Below are 14,959 nucleotides of genomic sequence, written 5' to 3'. Positions count from 1 at the left end.
AGCGGCAATGGTCCGGCCAATCACCGCGGAGCCGACCTTGCAATTCCCCAATATCGATCCGATTGCGTTTTCCGTCGGCCCGCTGGCCGTCCGCTGGTATGCGCTGGGCTATCTGTTCGGCACTGGCCTCGGCGCACTTTATGCCCGAAGCCTGCTCGCCCGCCGCTCGCTCTGGGCCGATAATGCCCCGCCCTTCAAGCCCGGTGAAATCTGGGATTTCGCCTTCTGGACCATGCTGTCCATCGTCATCGGCGGCCGCATCGGCTACGTGCTGTTTTACAACTTGCCGATGTACCTAGCCAACCCGCTCGAGATCATCAATACGCTCGATGGCGGCATGTCCTTCCATGGCGGCGCTATCGGGCTGATGCTGGCCGCTATCCTGTTCACCCGCTCCAAGGGCGGCAATTGGCTGTCCTCGCTCGACATGATTGCTGCGGTCAGCACCATCGGCATTTTCCTCGTCCGCATCGCCAACTTCATCAATGCCGAGCTTTACGGCGCGCCCACCACCCTGCCCTGGGGCGTGATCTTCCCCACTGACCCGCAGCAGGTGCCGCGCCATCCCAGCCAGCTCTACGAGGCCGCGCTCGAAGGCCTGCTGCTGTTCCTCATCATCCGCATCGCCACGCACGTGTTCTTTGCCCTGCGCAGGCCCGGCCTCGTCGCCGGCATTTTCGGCATTGGCTATGGCCTGGCCCGTATTGCCGTCGAGTTCGTGCGCCTGCCCGACGTGCAGATCGGCTACCTCTATGGTGGCTGGTTCACCATGGGCATGCTGTTGTCTATTCCGTTCGTCCTCGGCGGCCTCATCCTCGTCGCCTATGCCATCCGGTCGCGCCGTGTCCGATAGCCCCACCCTTCCCGAACTCATCGACATGCAGATCCGCACCACCGGCCCGATGTCGGTGGCGACCTATATGGGCCTGTCGCTGACCCATCCGCACAAGGGCTATTACAAGGGCGCCGATCCGCTCGGCGCCAAGGGTGATTTCATCACCGCGCCGGAAATCTCGCAGATGTTCGGCGAACTGCTCGGCTTTTTCTTCGTCAATCTGTGGCAGCAGATGAGCCAGCCCAAAGAGTTCACCCTGCTTGAACTCGGCCCAGGTCGCGGCACGCTGATGGCCGATATGCTGCGCGTCGCCTGCCGCGCCGAAGGCTTTCGCGATGCGCTGGACCTGCGCCTGTTCGAAACCAATCCATCCCTGATGGCCGAACAGAATGCACGGCTCGAAGCATACGATCCCAAATGGATCGACGGTTTCGACAAGGTCGGCCCCGGCCCGCTGCTGGTCGTCGCCAACGAATTCTTCGATGCCCTCCCGATCCGCCAATTCGTCCGCACCGATCAGGGCTGGCACGAGCGCATGGTCGGCCTCATCGACGACAAGCGCGCCTTTGGCCTGTCCCCCACACCGCTGCCAGCAAGCGCCATGCCCGACGCGGTGGCCCATGCGCCGCCCAACTCAATCTATGAAGTCGCTTTCGCCGGCTCCGAAGTCATGGCGCGCCTCGCGGGCACCATCTCCACCCAAGGCGGCGCCATCCTCGCCATCGACTACGGCTATGCCACAACCCAAACCGGCGAAACCCTGCAAGGCGTTCGCCGCCACGCCTATGCGGATGTACTAGAGTCCCCCGGCGACACCGACCTCTCCGCTCATGTCGATTTCGACGCGCTCGGCATCGCGGCCAAAAAGGCCGGCCTCGCCGTCCAGCCGCTTGTATCCCAAGGCCAATTCCTCGACCGCCTCGGCCTCGGCGACCGCGCCAAGGCGCTTGCCCTCGCCAATCCCGCCTCCGCTGGCGATATCGCTGCCGCCCGCAAGCGCCTCACCGCGCCCGACCAGATGGGCGAACTATTCAAGGCCTTCTGCGCCGCCAGCCCCGGCCTAGTCCCACCGGCCTTCTCCGCATGAGCGCGCCGTTCGAAACCAGCCCGATGCTCGCCGCACTGCCGGGCATCCACCATGGTTTCTTTGGTCGCAATGGCGGCAAGTCCACCGGTGCCTTCGCCAGCAACAATATGTCGATCAGCGTGGGCGACGATCCTGAGACGGTCGGCTACAATCGCCGTCACGCGGCAGTTGCGCTCGGCTATGTCCGGCCCAACCTTTGCCTGGTCAAGCAAACCCATTCCAGCATCGTCCGCGTGCTCACCCAGCAGCCCAACGAGGACGTTGCAGTCGAAGCCGACGCCATGGTCACCAACCTGACCACCATCAGCCTTGGCATCCTCACCGCCGACTGCACCCCGATCCTGCTTGCTGATCCCGAAGCCGGCATTATCGGCGCCGCCCATGCCGGCTGGCGCGGCGCTGTCGATGGCATTATCGGCAATACCGTGCAGACCATGGTCCAGCTCGGCGCCCAGCCCAACCGAATCGTCGCCGCCTTCGGCCCCACCGTGACCGCGCCCAATTACGAAGTCGGCGAGCAGTTCCGCGCCGATTTTCTCAAGCTGCATCCCACCGGCGAGCGCTTCTTCGTCACCCCGCCCGGCGGCAAGCCGCATTTCGACCTGCCAGCTTTCGTCACCGAACAACTGAACCAGTCCGGGGTCGATTCTGTCGACCGCGTCGGCTCTTGCACCTACGGCTCGCCCGATCGCTATTTCTCCCACCGCTATGCCACCCACCAGGGCACGATAACCGGCCGGCAAATCTCGATTATCGGCCGCGCATAGCCCTTATTCACCTCTCATCCATTTGTCACATTGCGCCCTTGCAGCGCAGAGGCTAAAGAACCGGCGAAACTGGAAACGCCCAGCACAGTGGGCGTTGTTGAGACAGGATCGTGCAATGAAGCTGGTCACCGGCAATTCCAACCGTGCCCTCGCCGAAGCCGTCGCCAGTTATCTCGAACTTCCGCTGACCGACTGCACGGTCAAGCGCTTCGCCGATAAGGAAGTCTATGTCGAGGTGCACGAGAACGTGCGCGGCGAGGATGTCTTCATCCTGCAATCGACCAGCTTCCCGGCCAATGACAACCTGATGGAATTGTTGATCCTCACCGACGCGCTGCGCCGCTCTTCGGCGCGCCGTATCACCGCCGTGCTGCCCTATTTCGGCTATGCGCGGCAGGATCGAAAATCGGCCTCGCGCACGCCGATCTCGGCCAAGCTGGTGGCCAACCTGATTACCGAGGCCGGCGTCAATCGCGTCATCACCCTCGACCTGCACGCCGCCCAAATCCAGGGCTTCTTCGATATCCCCACCGACAATCTCTATTCCGCCCCGGTGATGACCCGCGATATCAAGGACAATTACGACAACTCCAAAGTCATGATCGTCTCGCCTGACGTTGGGGGCGTCGCCCGTGCCCGCGCTATCGCGCAGCGGATCGGCGCCGACCTCGCCATCGTCGACAAGCGCCGCCCCAAGGCCGGCGTCTCCGAAGTCATGAACATCATCGGCGACGTCTCGGGCCAGCACTGCATCCTGATCGACGATATCGTCGACAGTGGCGGCACCCTGGTCAATGCCGCCGAAGCCCTGCTCAAGGCCGGCGCGCTGGAAGTCTCCGCCTATATCACCCACGGCGTGCTCTCCAACGGCGCCGCCGAAAAGATCGCCGCATCCAAGCTCAAGGAACTGGTGATCACCGACTCGATCGAGGAAACCGATCTGGTCCAGACCGCCCGCAACATCCGCCGCATCTCCATCGCCCCCCTGATCGGCGAAGCCATCGCGCGGACCGCCAGCGAACAGAGCGTGTCGAGCCTGCTGGACTAACCACGCCGAGGCCCGGCAAATGCATTTCGTCCTGACGCCTGCCGAGACCACCAAGGCCAGCCTCGTGCTGCTGCATGGTTCGGAAAGCGACGAAACCACCCTAGGGGCATTTGGCGCCCAAATTGGCCCCGACCGGCTCCGCCTGGCGCTACGGGGCACCGTCGCCCACGATCGCGGCTATTCGTTCTTCCGCCGCTTTGCCGACCGGAGCCTCGACACTGAGGACCTGCGTCGCCGCGCCGGCGATCTGTGTGATTTCCTCCAAGCTCAACGCTTCGCGCGACCACCCATCCTGGTCGGATTTTCCAACGGCGCCATCATGGCTGCGGCGATACTATTCATGCGGCGCGACCTGATAGCCAGCGCGGTGCTGATGCGGCCGCTATCGCCTTTCCCCGGCGCCCTCTTTCCACCGCTCGATGACTGTCCAGTGTTGATGCTCGACGCCCAGGCCGATGCCCGGCGCAACCCCGACGATGCTCCGCACCTGGCGGCACAACTCGCCAGTGCCTGCGCCGCAGTCTCGCGCATCTCGCTGCCCGGCGGCCACAGCCTGACCGACGAGGACGCCGTCCAGACCCGCCGCTGGCTCGCCCCGCTGGCCTAAGTTTCTCGCCTCCCCTGTCGAAATCGGCCATTCTCGCGCGACATTGTCATGCCCCTCTACGCTGGGTCATGAAAGGAACGCCCGATGAAATATCTGCTGATGCTCTATGCCAACGAGAAGGTCGGCACCAAAATCCCGCCTGCCGAAATGAACAAGTTCATGGACAAGATGTACGCCTATGAGGCGACACTGACCAAGGCGGGCGTCCATATCGCCAATGCCGCCCTCCAACCCACCTGGACTGCCAAGACCATCAATCTGGATGACGGCGAGCTCAAGGTCCATGACGGCCCCTATGCCGAGACCAAGGAGCAGTTTGGCGGCTATTACATGATCGATTGTCCGGACATGGACGCGGCGGTGTCCTGGGCCGCCCAATGCCCCGCCGCCACCTGGGGAAGGATAGAAATCCGTCCCTATAACGAATATTCGCGCGAATAATTCCGACCCCGGTCGAAATGACCCCTGCCTTCCCGACATTGCAGTATCGGCGCATGATGCGCCGGCTTTTCACGGGAGAACGACGATGCAATTCATGCTTTTGATCCACGGCGACGAAGTCAAGATGAACGCCGCAACACCGGCCGGTGCCAGCATGAGCCCCGACTACGCGGCCTTTAACGAAGCCATGGCCAAGGCCGGCATTATCCGCGCCGGTGAACGCCTGCGTCCAACCACCGAAGCCGTCACCATCCGCGTTGCCGGCGACAAGACCGAAGTCCTCGACGGCCCCTATGCCGAAACCAAGGAGCAGTTGGGCGGCTATTATGTGATTGAGGTCGCGGACATGGACCAGGCCATCGCCTGGGCCGCCCGTTGCCCGGCCGCGCGTGGCGGCACCATCGAGGTCCGCCCGGTCTGGCCAACCCGCTGAAGAATTTCTTTCAGCAAAAATGTAGAGATGATCATACCCGCCCCGACATCACCATGTCGGGGCATGGTGCCCCGGAGAAAAACCGAGAGACCTATCATGCGTTACATGTGCCTGATCCATCACGACGAAGCTGCCCTCGCCGCCGCCCCGCCCTCACTCTGGGGTGAATACGCCGCCTTCAACGAAGCCATGGCCAAGGCCGGCATGACCGCCGGTGAAGGCCTCGAACCCTCGAGCAAAGCTACCAGCGTCCGCGTCAAGGCCGGCAAGAAGACCGTCCTCGACGGCCCCTATGCCGATACCAAGGAACAGTTCGCCGGCTATTTCATCGTCGACGTGCCCGATCTCGATGCGGCCCTCGATTGGGCCGCCCGCTGCCCCAGCGCCCAATACGGCACCGTGGAAGTGCGCCCGATCAAGGCCTGGAAGTAGGCATGAGCCGCGACGAGGCCAGCCAGACCGCCGAACGGGTCGCCCGCGAAAGCTATGGCCGCCTCGTCGCCTATCTCGCCGCCCGCACCCGCGATGTCGCGGGTGCAGAAGACGCCTTGGCCGAGGCCTTTGCCACGGCCCTGCGCATGTGGCCCGCCGAGGGCGTGCCACAAAATCCCGATGCCTGGCTGCTCACGGTCGCCCGCCGCCGCCAGACCGATGCTGTACGCCGCCGCCACACACGAACCGCCGGGGAGGCGCATCTGCAGCTCATGGCCGACGAAATCGACGACGCCGCCCAAAATCCCGATGAAATCCCCGATCGCCGCCTGGCGCTGATGTTCGCCTGCGCCCATCCGGCCATCGAGCGCGGCATGCGCGCGCCGCTGATCCTGCAGACCATTTTGGGTCTCACCGCCCAGGATATCGCCTCCGCCTTCCTGATCTCCCCCGCCACCATGGGCCAGCGCCTGGTGCGCGCCAAAGGCCGGATCAAGGACGCCGGCATTCCCTTCAATATCCCCGACCGCGAGGCCCTGCCCGAGCGGCTCGATGCCGTGCTCGAAGCCATCTACGCCGCGTATGCCAAGGGCTGGGGCGAGATCGATGGCGCAGGGGCTCCGCTGGCCGACGAAGCCATTTGGCTCGGTCGCCTGGTGGTCTCCCTGCTGCCCACCGAACCCGAAGCCAAGGGCATGCTTGCCCTCATGCTCTATACCGAAGCCCGCCGCGCCGCTCGTCGCGACGAAGCCGGCGCCTATGTTCCGCTCGAACAACAGAACACCGCCCACTGGGACGATTGGCAGATCGACATGGCCGAAACCCTGCTGCGCGAGGCCAATGCCGGCGGCCCCAGCGGCCGCTACCAGATCGAGGCCGCCATCCAGTCGGCCCATGTCGCCCGCCGCCGCGACAACGCCCCCACCTGGCCCGCCATCGTCGCGCTCTATGATCATCTCTATGGGTTGACCGGCTCCCCCGTGGTCGCCCTCAACCGCGCCGCCGCCTATGCCGAACTGGAAGGCCCCGACGCCGCCCTGGCCCTTCTCGACACTCTCGCCGCCGACAAGCGCATGGCCGATTACCAACCCTACTGGGCCGCCCGCGGCCACCTCGCCGCCCTCGCCGGCCGCAAGGACGATGCGCATCAGGCGCTGATCTTGGCTATCGGTCTCTCGTCGGACGAAGCCGTGCGGCAGTACCTGCACAAGCAATTGGAAGCGCTGCAGGACGGTTAGGCCTTCACCTCTCCCTTCGGGCGAGGTCGACCCTCTTGGGTCGGGTGAGGGGCCTTTACTGGGTGAAGTGCCTGGGAAAGGCCCCCTCACCGTCGCTGCGCGCCGACCGCTCCCCCAAAGGGAGAGGTGAAGCAAGCTGCCCTTGCTCCCCGCCCCCCTTTCAGTTAGAACCCGCGCCATGAAGCGCTCGTCACCCCTGGAGGACGGGCGCGTATGCTGTTGTAGTGACGCATACACCAACCCAGAATGGATTTTTCCATGGCTGCGACCAAAGAGCTCAAGGCTCAGGCGCGTGAGGGAGTGGGCAAGGGGGCCGCTCGCGAACTGCGTCGTCAGGGACTCGTTCCCGCTGTTATCTACGGTGACAAGAAGCCCCCCGTCACCATCTCGATCGCCTACAAAGACGCGATGAAGTACATCTATGCCGGTGGCTTCCTGTCCCACGTCATCGAACTCGATGTCGATGGCACCAAGCACTCGGTTATTCCGCGCGACTACCAGCTTGATCCGGTTAAGGATTTCGCCATCCACGTGGATTTCCTCCGCGTCGGCAAGGGCACCAAGCTGAACGTGCAGGTGCATGTGAACTTCATCAACGAAGAAGCTAGCCCCGGCATCAAGCGCGGCGGCACGCTCAACGTTGTCCACCACACGCTCGATCTGACCGTCGATGCCGACAATATCCCCGAAGAGATCACCGTCGATCTGACCGGTCTGGATATTGGCGATACCATCCACCTGTCCTCGATCAAGCTGCCGGCCGGCGTTACCGACCACAGCCATGAAGAAGACGTCACCATCGCGACCATCGTTGCCCCGTCGGCACTGAAGTCGTCTGAAGGCGGCGAAGCTGAAGCCGGCGAAACTCCTGCGGCTTAATCGGCTCGCATCGTTTTGCTATTGCATCGAGGCGGCCTTAGGGTCGCCTCGTCTGTTTTGGGAAGCCGCAAATGAAACTGCTCGTTGGCCTCGGTAACGCTGGCGATCAATATCGCAACAACCGCCACAATATCGGCTTCATGGCCGCCGACGCGATCCATCGCGAATACGGTTTTGGCCCCTGGAAGAGCAAGCATGCTGGACTTCTTGCTGAAGGCCAGATCGGCGGCGAGCGCGTGATGCTGCTCAAGCCGCAGACCATGATGAATCTGTCGGGCGGCAGCGTCCAGCAGGTTGCCCAATTCTACAAGATCGCCCCGATCGACGTCACTGTGCTCTACGATGAACTCGACCTCGCCCCCGGCAAGGTCCGCGTCAAGATCGGCGGCGGCAATGGCGGCCACAACGGCTTGCGCTCGATCGATCCGCAGCTCGGCGTCGACTATCGCCGCGTCCGCCTCGGCATCGGCCATCCCGGAGCCAAGGAAATGGTCATCCACCACGTCCTCGGCGACTTCGCCAAATCCGACCAGCTCTGGCTGGCGCCCCTGCTCGACGCCATCGCCAAGCATGCCGGCTTGCTGCTGACCGGCGACGACAACGGCTTCATGAACAAGATCGCACTGGCGACCAAACCCGCAGCCGAGCCCGCCTCCGAAAAGCCCGCCCCCAAGGCCCAAAGCCATATCCGCCAGGCCCGCGAGCCCAAGCCGCAAGTGGCCGTGCCCGAAACCGGTCCCATGGCCGCCATGCTCAAGAAGCTATTCAAGGGCGACTAGAGCGGCACCACGACCTGCCCACTGCACCCGCCGGGCACTACGTCACCCCACCCGTTGCTTTGCTGTAGCACAACGCCTCCCCACCCACGGTGTCACCCCGGCGCAGGCCGGGGCCTATCCCGAGATGGTCGCCCCAGCCGCAAGGTGGTGTCGTTTAGCCCTTCGATCTGCCGGTGCGCACCACGATCTCAGGATGGGCCCCGGCCTGCGCCGGGGTGACACCGAGAATGGGGCTACCTTTGTGCCCCTTACCCATCTTCTCCCCACCCCAAATTCCTGCGCTATCCTGCCCCCGATATCTCCACAATGGCTGCGGGTTCGCGACGAACGGCCGTGGGGAGTTTGGTGGGAGGGGGCGCGGTCGCGCGATCCCTGGGCCAGCACGACGTCCGTTTTCCCAAAGTAAAGGGGTGGCCACGTTCGGGCGGCCAGAAATCCCATCGCATGCGGCGAGACGCTGTCTCGCTTTACTACAAAAACCATGAGGCACGTCTCGCCGCATGCCGCAGTCTATCCACCCGCCAACCGCAGGGCTCCCACCCATGCGGCGTCAAACCACGCCCGCGCATTGACTTATCCGCGCATTCCAACCATGTGGAGGCCAACACAATCCGGAGTTTCCCATGGGTTTCAAGATGGGCATTGTCGGCCTGCCGAATGTCGGCAAGTCGACCCTTTTCAATGCGGTCACCCGCACCGCCGCAGCGGCCGCGGCGAATTTCCCGTTCTGCACTATCGAGCCCAATGTCGGAGACGTTCCGGTGCCCGATAACCGCCTGCAAAAGCTGGCTAAAATCGGCAAATCGGTAAATATCCTGCCCGCGCGCATGAGCTTCGTCGATATCGCCGGGCTGGTGAAGGGCGCATCCAAGGGCGAAGGCCTGGGCAACCAGTTCCTCGCCAATATCCGCGAATGCGACGCGATCGCCTATGTGCTGCGCTGCTTTGAGGATGGCAATATCATCCACGTCGCCAACAAGGTCGATCCTTTGGCCGACGCCGAAGTGGTCGAAACCGAGCTGATGCTGGCCGACCTTGAAAGCCTGGAAAAGCGCTACAAGGGCCTCGAAAAGAAAGCCCAGCAAGGCGACAAGGAAGCCAAGCTCACCCTGGAGCTGGTCGAAAAGGCGCTGGTGCTGCTGCGCGAGGGCAAGTCCGCCCGCTTCGTCAAGCGCCTGCCCGAGGAAGAAAAGGCGTTCCAGGAACTGCAGCTCCTGACCTCAAAGCCCGCTCTCTACGTTTGCAACGTCGATGAAGCCTCGGCCGAGAACGGCAATGCCATGAGCAAGCTGGTGCAAGACTACGCCCACCAGCACGATGCCGGTGTCGTCATCATCTCGGCCGAAATCGAAAGCCAGCTCGCCCAATTGCCCGATGCCGACCAAGCCGAATACCTGGAATCGCTCGGCCTGCACGAAGCGGGCCTCAACCGGCTGATCCGCGAGGCCTATGCGCTGCTCGGGCTGCAGACCTATTTCACCGTCGGCCCCAAGGAAACCCGCGCCTGGACCATCCACAAGGGCGACAAGGCCCCGGCCGCCGCTGGCGTCATCCATTCCGATTTCGAACGCGGCTTCATCCGGGCCCAGACCATTGCCTATGACGACTACGTCACCCTGGGCGGCGAAGTTCCCGCCAAGGAAGCCGGCAAGGCCCGCGACGAAGGCAAGGAATACGTGGTCAAGGACGGCGACGTCATGCTGTTCAAGTTCAACACCTAGCGCCGTTTGGCGCCGCGGGGCAGCCTTGGGCTGCTCTCCAGTTCGACGAGCTCGCCCAGCGACTGCACCAGCCGGGCGAGTTCCACCTCGAACCAGTGGCGATACTCCTTCGACTCCGGAAACAGCGCCGCATAGGCGTCCATCAACAAGGACGTCAGCAGTTCCGTTGCCAGCGCCTTGGAAATATAGTGCTTGCCACCCCGGCGAGTGATGACGCTCTGGTCGCGCGCGGCCAACAGCAGCCATTGTGGAATGGGCGCCTCCGGCAGATTGCCGAGCGCCTCGGGCGCGATCGGCAATTGCCGGAAGTCCGCCACCATGCGGTAGACGATCACGGGGTCCCGCTTGTATTTGGCGCTGATCGCCCTCGCTCCCATCTGGAACAGCATCCATTTCGAGGCCGGTGGATGGTGCCCGATAATGGGAATGACCTCGAGCTCGGTGAGCGCGGTGCGCCACGGCCGCCCGTCCTCTGCCAGCGTCTTGATCAGCGCATCGAGCAGCATGATGGAGGCCCGCTCCAGCCGATCGTTTCTGGGTACGCGCTCCAGGTCGGCGGCCACGTAATTGACGAACAGCACCTGGCTGCCGAAGAACAACTGCGCGCCCAGATAGCCCACCACCTCCTGCCGGTGCTTGAGCACCAGCAGGAAATATTCGAAATCCGCCGCGAACCGCCCCGACAGCCAGGTCTGCACTGTCAGCGGATCGTCGGCCACATCCTCCGAAAATGTCCGCAGATGCAGATCGAGCATGGCGGAAAGATCGACATCATCGACGCTGGTAATGCGGCGAACATGCAAGCGGCTACGCCACCGCATCACCGGCCGAACCGCCAGCGCCACCACCCCCGCGGTCGCCGTCAGGCCACCCATGACGGGGTCCATGCTTTGCAGCAACTTCGAAAATTCGTCCCAGTAAAAGGCGAGGTCTGCGGTCAACGACATCGTCACATCCTTGGTTTGAAGCGCCGAAGATCGATCCAACCATGAGCAATTGCAATTTGAACTATAAGTTTATTATGGCGCACAAACCTACATCCTCGGGATTAGTCGCTCAGCGTCGCGCGGGCAGGAACGGGCATGGAAATGATCAGTTTGCTTCCCCCACCCCTGTCACGCCGGGCTTTGCGCCCCTTCTGGCCCAAAGCCTGGGCGAAGGGCATTGCATGCTGCTGCGGTTGGAAGAAAACTGGCGCTCTGGCGCCAACCGTTTCGACCGGCCCGGAGAACTTATCCTCGGCGCCTGGCGCGATGGCAGAATGCTCGGCATATGCGGGCGCAACATCGATCCCTATGACGGGACTGCGCGCGCCGGCCGCGTTCGCCATCTCTATGTCGACCCGGCCGGCCGCCGCCAGGGTATCGGGCGCATGCTGATCGACGCCATATCGGAGGGGGCGGCAGAGTATTTCGATTATCTCAATACCAACGCCCCCGAGGGTGCTTTTGCGTTTTACGAACAACTGGGCTTCGCTCGGCAGCCGGGCGTTGAGCACGTCACTCATCGGCGCATGCTGGGCTAGCGTCCGCTTGCTTCAGAAATCTCCGCCCCGTCTTGCCTCTCTATCCAAGCCATGCCATATCCGGTTGACGTATAGGTAAAGCTCATGCCCAATCCGATAACCGCCAATCGCCGCCATTACGAAGACCTCGCTTTGGGCGAAGTGATCGAGCTGGCGCCGACCACCGTCACCAAGCAGATGATCTTCGACTTCGCCCGCGAGTTCGATCCCCTGCCCTTCCATCTCGATGAAGCGGCAGCCAATGCGTCGCTGCTGCGCGGCCTGGCCTCCAGCGGCTGGCAGACCCTGGGCCTGACGCTGGCCCGGCTTAGCGCCGGCTTCCTCAATTCCATCGCTTCGGAAGGCGGGCTCGGCTTCACCGATCTCAAATGGAAGCGGCCGAACATGGTCGACGACACCATTTCGGGCACGGCGACCATTTCGGCGCTGCGTCGCAGCAAGTCGCGACCGGCCAGCGGGATCATCACGTTGGATCTCGACGTGCGCAACCAGCGCTGCGAAAGCATCATGACCATGCAGCTCGCCAACCTGATCACGGTGCGCCATCCCGAACGCATGCCGATGCATGAGCTTCCCTATGACAGCCCCTCGGGCCACGAAGGGGCCCAGCCATGACCCGCTGGTTCGAGGACGTCAATGCAGGCGAGGTCTTCCCGCTGGGTGACCACACCTTCACCCGGGACGCGATCATCGCTTATGCGAAAATCTACGATCCGCAATATTTCCACATCGACCCCGAAGCCGCCAAGCTGGGCCCATTCGGCGGCCTGGTCGCGTCCGGCGCGCAGACGGCCATGGTGGGCCAGCGCATGATGGTCGATGCCCTGTTCGCCGAAGCCGATCGGCTGCGCGCCGCGGGCGAGGAGCCCGGCGTTGGCGGTCCATCCCCCGGCGGCGGGAAGATAGAATTCAAGGCGCCGGTCCGTCCCGGCGACACGCTGACCTATAGCCTGACCACGCTGGGCAAGCGCGTTTCCGCTTCGATCCCCGGCTGGGGCGTGCTGAGCAATCAGATCACCGCCACCAACCAGCGGGGCGAACTGGTCTATCGCGCGGTCTTCGCCAGCTTCCTGAAGCTGCGGGCAGCATAGCGGGCTTTTCTGCTTCACTGCGCGACAAATGGCGCGATTGCGTCACTGCGGTCGCGCTCGCCCCTTGAAAGCGCGGCATAGCCCCTGCACTCTCTCATCCATGCGCCGAATCGCCCTGACCATCACCGCTGCCGCCCTCCTGGCCACTCCCGCCTATGCCCAAAGCTATGCGGGCAATTGGGGCTGCCGTGACTCCACCACCAATCATGCGGGCGTGCTAACGATTTACGGCGATGTCTATGGCTTCGCCTCCACAACCTTCGGAGACACGGCCTCAGGCACCGGCACGCTCACCCCCTATCAGGACGGCGTCGGCTTCACCGACGGTCCGCTCAAGACCGCCAAGGGCATCGACGCCGGCCGTATCGTGCCCGATCCCAATGCCGGCGTCGCCTTGCAGCTCGAAACCAAAGACGCCATCGTCATGCTCTGCCTGGCCCACTGAACTCAGCGCGCTATCCGACATGTTCCCGCCTTGGTGCTGCTGACTTATCCTGTCAGCACGCCATGCCACTTTGCTGGGAACAACGAGGAGACCTGCCATGACCCTGATCGCCACCTGCCATTGCGGCGCCACCAAGATCGAGCTGCCACATCCACCCACCCGGGCCGGCGAATGCAACTGCACCTTTTGCGGCCGCACAGGCGCCATCTGGGGCTATTACCAGCCGGGTGAGCTGACCATGGTGTCGGACGCCGAAGGCAAGTCCTATTCCGCCAGCGGCAATGGCAACGAACATCACTTCTGCGCCAATTGCGGCATGCAGACCTGGGGCGTCTCGCCCGACTGGGGCTCGCTCTACAACAATGACGGCACGCCCAAGGACCCCAGCCAGCCAAATGCCTTCCCCACCAAGCAGATCTACGCCATCAACCTGCGGCTGATCGACGATTTCGATTGGTCAAGCGTCACGGTTGAAAAGATGGACGGCCGCAACGCCTGGTAGGTGTCGGCTTCAGCATTTTGCCTGATCCATCCCCACCGCCCTTCCCGCGGGCTTGACCCGCGGCCCCCCCAGCACGGCACAAGCGGACAGTGGCCCCCGGATCAAGTCCAGGGGAAGAAAGGGAGAGGCAGCATGTCGGAAGTGGACGGCCGCAATAGCAGGGTAGCGAATGGCTTCAACGTTTTGCCTGATCCATCCCCACCGCCCTTCCCGCGGGCTTGACCCACGGGCCTCCACCAGCACGGCACAAGCGGATAGTGGCCCCGGATCAAGTCCGGGGGAAGAAGGGGAAAGGGTATGTCGGAAAGCGAGCGACCTGCTCAGTGCCCTTCAAAAGCGATCAGCGAGTGGATCGCGACGTTTTCGGCCCGCAGCTTTTCGGCGCCGCCGAGATCGGGCAGGTCGATGACGAATGCCGCATGATTGACCGACGCCCCGGTCCGCCGCAACAGGCCCACCGCCGCGATGGCGGTGCCGCCGGTGGCGATCAGGTCATCGACGAGCAGCACCTTGTCGCCAGGGCCGATGACATCGGCGTGGATCTCGATGGTATCGACGCCATATTCGAGCGCATAGTTCTGGCCGATGGTTTCGCCCGTTAGCTTGCCCTTCTTGCGGACGGGGATGAACCCCACGCCCAGCGCGATGGCCACGCCCGCCCCGAAGATGAAGCCGCGCGCCTCGATGCCCGCCACATGGGTGATGCCCATGTTCCGGTGCGGCGCGGCGATGGCCTCGATGCTCTGCTTGAAGCCTTCGGGATGTTCGATCAGCGTGGTGATATCGCGGAACATAACACCTTTCCTGGGGTAATCGGGAATGGTGCGGACAAGCGACTGCAGATTCAATTGCATCAAGGCTCTCTGGAAAAGGAAATCAGGTGATCTTGCGCCGCATCACATGGCGCGCCACGACGCCCGCATTGTAAGCGGCGGCTTTGACGGTCTTGACCGCCATGGCGCGCGCCTGCGGATTGTTGACGGCGGCGCGCATGCCGGCCCGCACCACTGGGTGCCGGCTGGCGGCAATGGCGAGGCTCAGCGCTGAAACTGCGATTCTGACTGCGGACATCGACGGGCCTTTCCTCGTCTGGGGGCTCAGCCCCTATGTGGGAACGCGACGCTTTGGG

20 protein-coding genes are annotated in these 14,959 nt (G+C 63.3%); 17 read left to right on the top strand and 3 right to left on the bottom strand.

Annotation, left to right across the window (positions count from 1 at the left end; all coding sequences use genetic code 11):
• Nucleotides 1–7: 7 nt before the first annotated feature.
• The 12 genes from lgt (at nt 8) to ychF (ending at nt 10,267) form a co-directional block, all read left to right on the top strand.
• Complete coding sequence (gene lgt, locus JWR51_RS10455; RefSeq protein ID WP_299747126.1) at nt 8–853, top strand: prolipoprotein diacylglyceryl transferase; 846 nt, start codon at nt 8–10, stop codon at nt 851–853.
• A complete protein-coding gene (locus JWR51_RS10450) occupies nt 843–1,922 on the top strand; it encodes an SAM-dependent methyltransferase (RefSeq protein WP_299747124.1) in 1,080 nt (359 codons plus the stop codon). The genes lgt and JWR51_RS10450 overlap by 11 nt, the downstream gene beginning before the upstream one ends.
• Nucleotides 1,919–2,689, top strand: coding sequence for a peptidoglycan editing factor PgeF (gene pgeF / locus JWR51_RS10445; protein WP_299747122.1), 771 nt, complete (start codon nt 1,919–1,921; stop codon nt 2,687–2,689). Before JWR51_RS10450 ends, pgeF begins: the two co-directional genes overlap by 4 nt.
• A gap of 115 nt (nt 2,690–2,804) precedes the next feature.
• A complete protein-coding gene (locus JWR51_RS10440) occupies nt 2,805–3,737 on the top strand; it encodes a ribose-phosphate pyrophosphokinase (protein ID WP_299747120.1) in 933 nt (310 codons plus the stop codon).
• A gap of 19 nt (nt 3,738–3,756) precedes the next feature.
• A complete protein-coding gene (locus JWR51_RS10435; RefSeq protein WP_299747118.1) occupies nt 3,757–4,344 on the top strand; it encodes a hypothetical protein in 588 nt (195 codons plus the stop codon).
• Nucleotides 4,345–4,428: 84 nt separating this feature from the next.
• Nucleotides 4,429–4,785: a YciI family protein gene (locus JWR51_RS10430; RefSeq protein WP_299747117.1), complete on the top strand. Its 357-nt coding sequence runs from the start codon at nt 4,429–4,431 to the stop codon at nt 4,783–4,785.
• A gap of 85 nt (nt 4,786–4,870) precedes the next feature.
• A complete protein-coding gene (locus JWR51_RS10425) occupies nt 4,871–5,218 on the top strand; it encodes a YciI family protein (protein WP_299747116.1) in 348 nt (115 codons plus the stop codon).
• A 96-nt stretch (nt 5,219–5,314) separates the two neighbouring features.
• Complete coding sequence (locus JWR51_RS10420) at nt 5,315–5,650, top strand: YciI family protein (RefSeq protein WP_299747114.1); 336 nt, start codon at nt 5,315–5,317, stop codon at nt 5,648–5,650.
• 2 nt (nt 5,651–5,652) lie between these two features.
• The gene (locus JWR51_RS10415; RefSeq protein ID WP_299747112.1) at nt 5,653–6,888 is read left to right on the top strand and encodes a DUF6596 domain-containing protein; all 1,236 of its coding nucleotides are present in this window, start codon (nt 5,653–5,655) and stop codon (nt 6,886–6,888) included.
• A 258-nt stretch (nt 6,889–7,146) separates the two neighbouring features.
• Nucleotides 7,147–7,767 carry a 50S ribosomal protein L25/general stress protein Ctc gene (locus JWR51_RS10410; protein WP_299747111.1) on the top strand — a complete coding sequence of 207 codons (621 nt, stop codon included), beginning with the start codon at nt 7,147–7,149 and terminating at the stop codon, nt 7,765–7,767.
• Between the two features lie 71 nt (nt 7,768–7,838).
• Nucleotides 7,839–8,546, top strand: a complete 708-nt coding sequence (pth, locus tag JWR51_RS10405) for an aminoacyl-tRNA hydrolase (protein ID WP_299747110.1) — start codon at nt 7,839–7,841, stop codon at nt 8,544–8,546.
• A 623-nt stretch (nt 8,547–9,169) separates the two neighbouring features.
• On the top strand, nt 9,170–10,267 hold the full coding sequence (gene ychF / locus JWR51_RS10400; RefSeq protein WP_299747109.1) for a redox-regulated ATPase YchF: 1,098 nt from the start codon (nt 9,170–9,172) through the stop codon (nt 10,265–10,267).
• Here ychF and JWR51_RS10395 read toward each other — a convergent pair.
• Nucleotides 10,264–11,214, bottom strand: a complete 951-nt coding sequence (locus JWR51_RS10395) for a hypothetical protein (protein ID WP_299747108.1) — start codon at nt 11,212–11,214, stop codon at nt 10,264–10,266. The genes ychF and JWR51_RS10395 overlap by 4 nt on opposite strands.
• Before the next feature lie 221 nt (nt 11,215–11,435).
• Here JWR51_RS10395 and JWR51_RS10390 point away from each other — a divergent pair, with 221 nt between their 5' ends.
• The 5 genes from JWR51_RS10390 (at nt 11,436) to JWR51_RS10370 (ending at nt 13,830) form a co-directional block, all read left to right on the top strand.
• Entirely contained in the window at nt 11,436–11,792 is a 357-nt protein-coding gene (locus JWR51_RS10390; protein WP_299747107.1) for a GNAT family N-acetyltransferase, read from the top strand.
• An 84-nt stretch (nt 11,793–11,876) separates the two neighbouring features.
• Entirely contained in the window at nt 11,877–12,407 is a 531-nt protein-coding gene (locus tag JWR51_RS10385; RefSeq protein WP_299747105.1) for a MaoC/PaaZ C-terminal domain-containing protein, read from the top strand.
• Nucleotides 12,404–12,883, top strand: a complete 480-nt coding sequence (locus tag JWR51_RS10380) for a MaoC/PaaZ C-terminal domain-containing protein (protein ID WP_299747103.1) — start codon at nt 12,404–12,406, stop codon at nt 12,881–12,883. Before JWR51_RS10385 ends, JWR51_RS10380 begins: the two co-directional genes overlap by 4 nt.
• A 100-nt stretch (nt 12,884–12,983) precedes the next feature.
• A complete protein-coding gene (locus JWR51_RS10375) occupies nt 12,984–13,328 on the top strand; it encodes a hypothetical protein (RefSeq protein WP_299747102.1) in 345 nt (114 codons plus the stop codon).
• Between the two features lie 97 nt (nt 13,329–13,425).
• Entirely contained in the window at nt 13,426–13,830 is a 405-nt protein-coding gene (locus JWR51_RS10370) for a hypothetical protein (RefSeq protein ID WP_299747100.1), read from the top strand.
• Between the two features lie 320 nt (nt 13,831–14,150).
• On the opposite strand, the gene JWR51_RS10365 is transcribed toward JWR51_RS10370, so the two are convergent.
• The gene (locus JWR51_RS10365; protein ID WP_299747098.1) at nt 14,151–14,684 is read right to left on the bottom strand and encodes an adenine phosphoribosyltransferase; all 534 of its coding nucleotides are present in this window, start codon (nt 14,682–14,684) and stop codon (nt 14,151–14,153) included.
• Nucleotides 14,685–14,706: 22 nt separating this feature from the next.
• A complete protein-coding gene (locus JWR51_RS10360) occupies nt 14,707–14,901 on the bottom strand; it encodes a hypothetical protein (protein WP_299747096.1) in 195 nt (64 codons plus the stop codon).
• Between the last annotated feature and the right edge of the window lie 58 nt (nt 14,902–14,959).

Origin of the sequence: Devosia sp. (assembly GCF_028290625.1) — a bacterium.
Taxonomy (GTDB): Bacteria; Pseudomonadota; Alphaproteobacteria; order Rhizobiales; family Devosiaceae; genus Devosia.
This window is presented reverse-complemented; position numbering and strand designations above follow the sequence as displayed.

Bases quoted from the DNA above. Each gene is read 5' to 3' on its own strand.
- JWR51_RS10380 (WP_299747103.1), top strand. From the start codon at position 12,404: ATGACCCGCTGGTTCGAGGACGTCAATGCAGGCGAGGTCTTCCCGCTG.
- JWR51_RS10395 (WP_299747108.1), bottom strand. From the start codon at position 11,214: ATGTCGTTGACCGCAGACCTCGCCTTTTACTGGGACGAATTTTCGAAG.
- JWR51_RS10365 (WP_299747098.1), bottom strand. From the start codon at position 14,684: ATGCAATTGAATCTGCAGTCGCTTGTCCGCACCATTCCCGATTACCCC.
- JWR51_RS10360 (WP_299747096.1), bottom strand. From the start codon at position 14,901: ATGTCCGCAGTCAGAATCGCAGTTTCAGCGCTGAGCCTCGCCATTGCC.
- pgeF (WP_299747122.1), top strand. From the start codon at position 1,919: ATGAGCGCGCCGTTCGAAACCAGCCCGATGCTCGCCGCACTGCCGGGC.
- lgt (WP_299747126.1), top strand. From the start codon at position 8: ATGGTCCGGCCAATCACCGCGGAGCCGACCTTGCAATTCCCCAATATC.
- ychF (WP_299747109.1), top strand. From the start codon at position 9,170: ATGGGTTTCAAGATGGGCATTGTCGGCCTGCCGAATGTCGGCAAGTCG.
- JWR51_RS10375 (WP_299747102.1), top strand. From the start codon at position 12,984: ATGCGCCGAATCGCCCTGACCATCACCGCTGCCGCCCTCCTGGCCACT.
- JWR51_RS10415 (WP_299747112.1), top strand. From the start codon at position 5,653: ATGAGCCGCGACGAGGCCAGCCAGACCGCCGAACGGGTCGCCCGCGAA.
- JWR51_RS10430 (WP_299747117.1), top strand. From the start codon at position 4,429: ATGAAATATCTGCTGATGCTCTATGCCAACGAGAAGGTCGGCACCAAA.
- JWR51_RS10420 (WP_299747114.1), top strand. From the start codon at position 5,315: ATGCGTTACATGTGCCTGATCCATCACGACGAAGCTGCCCTCGCCGCC.
- JWR51_RS10440 (WP_299747120.1), top strand. From the start codon at position 2,805: ATGAAGCTGGTCACCGGCAATTCCAACCGTGCCCTCGCCGAAGCCGTC.
- JWR51_RS10425 (WP_299747116.1), top strand. From the start codon at position 4,871: ATGCAATTCATGCTTTTGATCCACGGCGACGAAGTCAAGATGAACGCC.
- JWR51_RS10410 (WP_299747111.1), top strand. From the start codon at position 7,147: ATGGCTGCGACCAAAGAGCTCAAGGCTCAGGCGCGTGAGGGAGTGGGC.
- JWR51_RS10435 (WP_299747118.1), top strand. From the start codon at position 3,757: ATGCATTTCGTCCTGACGCCTGCCGAGACCACCAAGGCCAGCCTCGTG.
- pth (WP_299747110.1), top strand. From the start codon at position 7,839: ATGAAACTGCTCGTTGGCCTCGGTAACGCTGGCGATCAATATCGCAAC.
- JWR51_RS10385 (WP_299747105.1), top strand. From the start codon at position 11,877: ATGCCCAATCCGATAACCGCCAATCGCCGCCATTACGAAGACCTCGCT.
- JWR51_RS10390 (WP_299747107.1), top strand. From the start codon at position 11,436: ATGCTGCTGCGGTTGGAAGAAAACTGGCGCTCTGGCGCCAACCGTTTC.
- JWR51_RS10370 (WP_299747100.1), top strand. From the start codon at position 13,426: ATGACCCTGATCGCCACCTGCCATTGCGGCGCCACCAAGATCGAGCTG.